This window comes from Gaetbulibacter sp. M240 (assembly GCF_043876815.1).
Taxonomy (GTDB): domain Bacteria; phylum Bacteroidota; class Bacteroidia; order Flavobacteriales; family Flavobacteriaceae; genus Gaetbulibacter_A.
Window position 1 is genome coordinate 1,294,330 of record NZ_JBAWKA010000001.1, and the last position, 6,699, is coordinate 1,301,028.

General features: G+C 36.3%; 7 protein-coding genes. 3 read left to right on the forward strand and 4 right to left on the reverse strand.

The window, feature by feature from the left end:
• Positions 1-149 precede the first annotated feature (149 nt).
• Entirely contained in the window at positions 150-1,106 is a 957-nt protein-coding gene (locus V8G61_RS05510) for a sugar-transfer associated ATP-grasp domain-containing protein (RefSeq protein WP_394874470.1), read from the forward strand.
• Between the two features lie 2 nt (positions 1,107-1,108).
• Positions 1,109-2,449 (forward strand): CoF synthetase, encoded by a 1,341-nt coding sequence (locus V8G61_RS05515; RefSeq protein WP_394874471.1) that lies wholly within the window; start codon positions 1,109-1,111, stop codon positions 2,447-2,449.
• A 53-nt stretch (positions 2,450-2,502) separates the two neighbouring features.
• On the opposite strand, the gene rplT is transcribed toward V8G61_RS05515, so the two are convergent.
• From rplT to thrS, 4 genes are all read right to left on the reverse strand, one after another.
• Positions 2,503-2,847, reverse strand: a complete 345-nt coding sequence (gene rplT / locus V8G61_RS05520; protein WP_394874472.1) for a 50S ribosomal protein L20 — start codon at positions 2,845-2,847, stop codon at positions 2,503-2,505.
• Between the two features lie 100 nt (positions 2,848-2,947).
• Complete coding sequence (gene rpmI / locus V8G61_RS05525) at positions 2,948-3,145, reverse strand: 50S ribosomal protein L35 (protein WP_394874473.1); 198 nt, start codon at positions 3,143-3,145, stop codon at positions 2,948-2,950.
• A gap of 62 nt (positions 3,146-3,207) precedes the next feature.
• On the reverse strand, positions 3,208-3,753 hold the full coding sequence (infC, locus tag V8G61_RS05530) for a translation initiation factor IF-3 (protein ID WP_394874485.1): 546 nt from the start codon (positions 3,751-3,753) through the stop codon (positions 3,208-3,210).
• A 30-nt stretch (positions 3,754-3,783) separates the two neighbouring features.
• Positions 3,784-5,718 (reverse strand): threonine--tRNA ligase, encoded by a 1,935-nt coding sequence (gene thrS / locus V8G61_RS05535; protein ID WP_394874474.1) that lies wholly within the window; start codon positions 5,716-5,718, stop codon positions 3,784-3,786.
• A gap of 803 nt (positions 5,719-6,521) precedes the next feature.
• Between thrS and V8G61_RS05540 the strand changes: the two genes are divergently transcribed.
• Positions 6,522-6,653, forward strand: a complete 132-nt coding sequence (locus V8G61_RS05540; RefSeq protein ID WP_394874475.1) for a hypothetical protein — start codon at positions 6,522-6,524, stop codon at positions 6,651-6,653.
• The last annotated feature ends 46 nt before the right edge of the window (positions 6,654-6,699 follow it).

Genomic DNA, 6,699 nt, shown 5'->3' on the forward strand with positions numbered 1-6,699 from the left:
TGTCAATTTAGCAATTCGCCCAAGTAAAAATGGTAAAAGCAATAGTTATTAAATACTTATTTTTCCTGAAAGAATTTGCTTATTCTTGGAAACTAAAGCTACAATATAGAAAGGCGATATCAGAGAAGTCTAAAAACAAACCTAATATTTTGACCAAGAGTCAGATAAAGGATATTAAGACATTCTTCTCGTCTTATGGATTTGAAATAAAACCTACTTGGCATAATTTTTATTTTGCCAGTAATAATATATATTCCGTTAAATATATTCCAGAGGATCTTTTTCATGCTGTTCTCAGCAGAAAATTTAATCAAATGCGCCAATGGCCAACCTTATTGGACAAGAATCTTCTAGACGTAATTTTTAAAGATTTCAAGCAACCTGAGGTTGTAATCAAAAATATAAATGGATTTTATTTTCATAACGGTAAAATAATTTCTGAAGAACAGGCTATTGATGTTATTTCTAAAGTATCGGATAAAATGGTTATAAAGCCATCAATTGAGTCAGGAAATGGTCAAAATGTAGTTTCATTCACTGTAAAGGGGAATCGAACTTCCCACAATAATTTAAATTTTAAAGACTTATTGAATAATTACAAGAAAGATTTTATTATTCAGTTGGTTGTAATTCAAAATGAAATTACTAAAAGTTTAAATGAAAGTTCTTTAAATACTCTAAGGGTTCTATCTTTTTTAGATAATTCAGGGGTGCACAATTTATCTACCATATTTCGGATTGGTAAAAAAGGAGAGTTCACCGACAATTTTGAATCTGGGGGTATAGGGTGTGGAGTAGACAGTAAAGGAAGACTAAAAAAATACGGTTATTTTGAAAATGGTAATAGAACCACGAAAACAGATAATGGAATTTTAATTGAAAATTTTGAGATCCCTTCATATGAGAGGGTTTTAAAGCAGGTTCAGAAAATGCATCTGTTAATTCCATATTTTAGATTAGTTTCTTGGGATATTGGAATTGGTCAAAATGGTGAACCTGTATTAATAGAATATAACACATACCATCAAGGAATTACGGTTCATCAGTTGGCCAACGGTCCATTGTTTGGATCGTTCACAGATGAGATTCTCTACCAAAGTGTTTAATAATGTTGAATAGTTTTATTTTAAATAAAATCAGAAAGAAGGCATTTAATACTCTTGATTTTTTATCAGGGAACAATATAAATAGTCATCATAATGAGATCAAATCGATTTTAGATCCACATAGTAAAGCGGATTTAAATCTTAAAAATGAAGTTAAAATTCTCCAGTTAATTGATCATGCTACCAACACTACTGAGTTTTACAAACCCTATGGCGAATTTAAAACCTTAGAGCATTTCCCAGTAATTAAAAAAACTATTGTTCAGGAAAATTTTGAATCATTTCGCTCTAAAAGCTTCTTAGGTAAGGATTACTACAAAGTCTCCACCAGTGGTTCTACAGGGGTGCCTTTTTTTCTTTTTCAAGATAAAAATAAACGAAAAAGAAACACGGCTGATGTTATATATTATTACGATAAAGTGGGGCATCAAATAGGGAACAGGCTATACGAGTTTGAAGTTTGGCGAAGCCATAATAAAAAGAGTTGTTTCAAAAGTTTTTTGCAAAATGTTTTTCAATTCGATGTTTCCAAACTAACGGATAAAAGAATCTCTGAATTATTTCTTCTATTAGGAAAAGATAAAGGACAAAAATCATTTTTGGGATTTGCTTCGGCATATGAAACCATATGTCAATATATTGAGAAGCATAATATAAGCACACCTTTAAAGTTTAATATCCAGGCTATAATTGCGAATTCAGAATATCTCAATGACTATACCCGTGAGCATATGAGTAAATTTTTTGATGCTCCTATTTATTCAAGGTATTCAAATGAAGAAATTGGTTTGTTAGCTCAGCAAACGAAGGATTCCGGGAAAGATTTCATGATTAATTGGGCAAGTTATCATATTGAACTATTAGAATTTGATTCAAATGAACCAGTCAAATTTGGACAACCTGGAAGAATCGTGGTAACAGATCTTTATAATTATTGTATGCCATTAATACGTTTTGATACAGGAGATATCGGCGTGTTTACAAAACCAAAAAAGGGACAATTACCTAATTTTAAGCATATCGAGGGTAGAAAAATGGATTTGATTTATGACACGACAGGAAACTTGGTTTCATCATTTGTGGTGTATACAAAATTCTACAAATACTATAAGTTTTTAAAACAGTATCAATTCATTCAAACCGATGAGAAAAATTATGTTATTAAGCTAAATTTAATTGATGATAATTTTGAGTATGAAGATGACCTTATTAAATCTGTGGAATCAGATTTTGGTGAAGATGCTCAAATTAAAATTGAATATGTTCATGAAATCCCTCCTTTATCTTCTGGGAAAAGAAAGAAAGTAATGAGTTTGTATATAAAAGAAAAATCCGATTCATAACGAATCGGATTTTCTATTAAGCGAATAATATGTTTTACAATAGGCAAAAAGCCCTACTTTACTTTTTCAACAACAGCTTTAAAAGCCTCTGGGTTGTTCATGGCTAGATCGGCTAAAACCTTACGGTTCAATTCGATATCATTAGCTTTGAGTTTCCCCATAAATTGCGAGTACGATAATCCGTATTCTCTGGCTCCTGCGTTAATACGCGTGATCCACAAAGCGCGGAATGTTCTCTTTTTGTTTCTACGGTCTCTATACGAATATTGCATCGCTTTATCCACCGCATTTTTAGCTACTGTCCAAACGTTTTTACGTCTTCCAAAGTAACCTTTTGCTTGCTTAAGCACCTTTTTTCTTCGGGCTCTTTTTGCTACAGCATTTACTGATCTTGGCATAATTTTAATTGTTTTTTGTAGTAGGCGGTTCCAAATACGAACACTTTGATTGAGCCTAACTCCAGGGTTTATAAATAATTTTAACCGGTTAAAACGTTTGTTACTTTAAACGTAACATGGTTTTAACATTGTTCTCGTCGGCCTTATCCACTAATGTGCTATGGGTCAACGCAAGCTTACGCTTTTTCGATTTCTTCGTTAAGATGTGACTCTTAAAAGCGTGCTTTCTTTTGATTTTACCAGTACCAGTTAACTTGAAACGTTTTTTGGCACTAGATTTTGTTTTCATTTTAGGCATTTCTTTTCCTAGTTTTAATTATCTCGCTTAATTATCTTTAATCCTGATGGCTCAGGGTATTTTTACTTTTTAGGCGCCATAAACATGGTCATACGCTTACCCTCTAATCGAGGCATTTGCTCTACCTTTCCAAATTCCTCAAGGTCTTGAGCCAAACGCAATAACAATATTTGTCCTTGCTCCTTAAACACGATCGAACGTCCTTTAAAGAATACAAATGCTTTTAATTTTGCACCATCCTTTAAGAACTTTTCAGCATGTTTCTTTTTAAATTCGTAATCATGATCATCTGTTTGAGGACCAAAACGAATTTCTTTTACAGTGACTTTACTAGCTTTAGCTTTTAACGCTTTTTCACGTTTTTTTTGCTCGTAAAGAAACTTTTTATAATCCATAACCTTACAAACAGGAGGATCCGCATTAGGCGAAATTTCAACAAGATCTAACTCCTGTTCGTTTGCGATACGCATGGCATCTCCTTTTGTATAAATACCAATTTCTACATTGTCTCCAACAAGACGTACTTTTTGCGCAGTAATCTTCGAATTAATTTTGTGCTTGTCTTCTTGCGAAACCCTTCTAGGTTGGTGTCTTCTTCTAATTGCTATGGCTATAAATTTTAAATTAAACTTCTATTCTTAAAACGATTTCAACGTTTTACTAATATCTTCTTTTATTATGTCTGCAAAGGCATCAACAGTAATCATTCCCAGGTCTTCACCTCCATGTTTACGCACGGTAATCTTACCTTCGGCCTCTTCCTGTTCTCCGATAATGATCATATACGGGTGCTTTTGCATTTCGGATTCCCGTATTTTTTTGCCTATCGTTTCACTTCTATGATCTACGAGGGCGCGAATTTCGTTATTTTCTAACAAATTTAAAACTTTTTCAGAGTATTTTTCGTATTTCTCACTAATTGACAGGATGATAGCCTGTACAGGCATCAGCCAAATAGGGAAATTTCCTCCGGTGTGTTCTAATAATAACGCCACAAAACGTTCCATACTTCCAAACGGAGCACGGTGTATCATGATCGGGCGATGTAGCTCATTGTCACTACCCTTATAGGTCAGTTCAAAACGCTCCGGTAAATTGTAATCCACCTGAATGGTTCCCAATTGCCATTGGCGACCTAGGGCATCCTTCACCATAAAATCCAATTTCGGACCGTAAAATGCGGCTTCACCTTCTTCGATCACAAAATCCAGACCTTTATCTTTAGCGGCATTAATGATCGCTTGTTCTGCTTTTTCCCAGTTCTCAACATTCCCAATGTATTTTTCGGGGTGTTCCGGATCACGCACAGATACCTGAGTCGAAAAATTTTCAAAACCTAACGAACCAAATACATAAAGCACCAGGTCGATCACGTTCTTAAATTCGGCATCTAACTGGTCCGGAGTACAGAACAAATGCGCATCATCTTGGGTAAACCCACGCACACGCGTTAAACCATGTAATTCACCACTTTGTTCGTAGCGATACACCGTTCCAAACTCGGCATAGCGTTTCGGCAGATCTTTATAACTCCACTGGGCGCTTTTATAGATCTCACAGTGATGCGGACAATTCATAGGCTTTAAGAGGAATTCCTCATCTTCCCTAGGCGTTTTTATTGGCTGAAAACTATCAGCACCATACTTCGCATAATGTCCGGAAGTTACGTACAATTCTTTTTGGCCAATATGTGGGGTAACCACCATTTCATAACCCGCCTTTTTCTGGGCAGCCTTCAAAAAGTTCTCCAAGCGCTCACGCAATGCAGCACCTTTTGGTAACCAAAGAGGTAAACCCTGTCCCACTTTCTGCGAGAAGGTAAATAATTCCAATTCCTTACCCAATTTGCGATGATCCCGTTTTTTAGCCTCCTCCAGAAGTTCTAAATATTCTTTCAGATCTTTTTGCTTTGGGAACGAAATCCCATAAACACGCGTTAACTGTGGTTTATTTTCATCGCCACGCCAATAGGCTCCTGCAACGCTCAAAATTTTCACCGCCTTAATAATGCCGGTGTTCGGAATATGCCCACCACGACAAAGATCCGTAAATGTAGCATGGTCACAAAATGTAATGCTGCCATCCTCCAGATTTTCGATCAGTTCCGTTTTGTAAGGGTTGTCCTTATATACTGCTAGCGCTTCAGCTTTACTTATCGAGCGCATGTTAAAATCATATTTTCCGCGGGCAATCTCCAACATTTTATCCTCGATCGTCTTAAAATCTTTCTCCGAGATCGTATGTTCCCCAAAATCCACATCATAATAAAAGCCGTTCTCGATCGGCGGACCAATAGTAAGTTGCGATCCCGGATACAATTCCTCAATGGCCTGAGCCAGCACGTGAGCCGAACTATGCCAAAAAGCTTTCTTACCCTCATCATCTCTCCAGGTGTACAGCACCAGCGATCCATCGGTCGTTAAAGGCGTCGCCACCTCAATCGTTGTTCCGTTAAACTTCGCCGAAATTACTTGTCGCGCCAACCCTTCACTAATGCTATTCGCAACATCCATAGGCGTTACGCCCGCATCAAAGGCCTTTACGCTGCCATCTGGTAATGTAATCTGTATCATAAAAAATTTTAAAATCAGGCACAAAGATAATAGTATAAACACAGCCACACAATATCTAAGCCGCTATATTTTCATTACAGACACATCTTATAATATACGAAAAATATTCGGATATATAAATACGAGTTGGGCGTTTCCCTTCGGGTCGGGCTATTCGCTACAAGTCCTCGCTCGTACCTCGCTGTGGGCTATCCGCTACTATCCCTAACGCGGTCTAAGCTGCGGCGGTCATTCCCAGCAACATGTCATTCAGAGCGCCAGCGAAGCATCTCTATATTAATGTACCCGTCATTACCAGGAGCTCCGCGACGTGGTAATCTTTTTCATGGTATTTCTGTTGTCATTCAGAGCGCCAGCGAAGCATCTCAAGCAATAAACCGAACAAGATTCTTCAGTCACTATGTTCCTTCTGAATGACAGTTATACAATAAGTATTGATGTTATTTAAAGTTGCGATGATAAGTAAAGCGTTTTTTTTGTCCTTGCAGAGTAGCATGTCAATCAGAGCGGAATTTGTCATTCAGAGCGCCAGCGAAGAATCTCAGGTAATAAATCTCACAAGGTTCTTCAGTCATTATGTACCTTTTAGAAGACAGTTATAATATAAGTATTGGTGATATTTAAAGGTGCGATGATCAGTAAAGCGGTTTTTTATCATTTAAAAGAGCCCTGGAGAAGCAACTAAAAATAACTTAAAGCCTATCATTTCAAAAAAAGCAGCGCAAAGCACTTGTTATAAAAACCAGAGAATAAAGGTGTTAAGCGGGGATCAAAAAAAGAATAAAAAAAGATTAAAAAAAGTTATGAAAAAACTGAAAAAGGGTTGTATGTTTGCACCCGCAAAAACGGGTAAGTCTGTTGTTGCGGAAGTTCTAAGTGATAGTGATAATTGTAGAGAAAGAGCGTTAAAAACTTTTTTTCAAAAATTATTGTAAAAGTATTGTGAGGAATTAAAAAGGGTTTTATATTTGCACCCGCTAA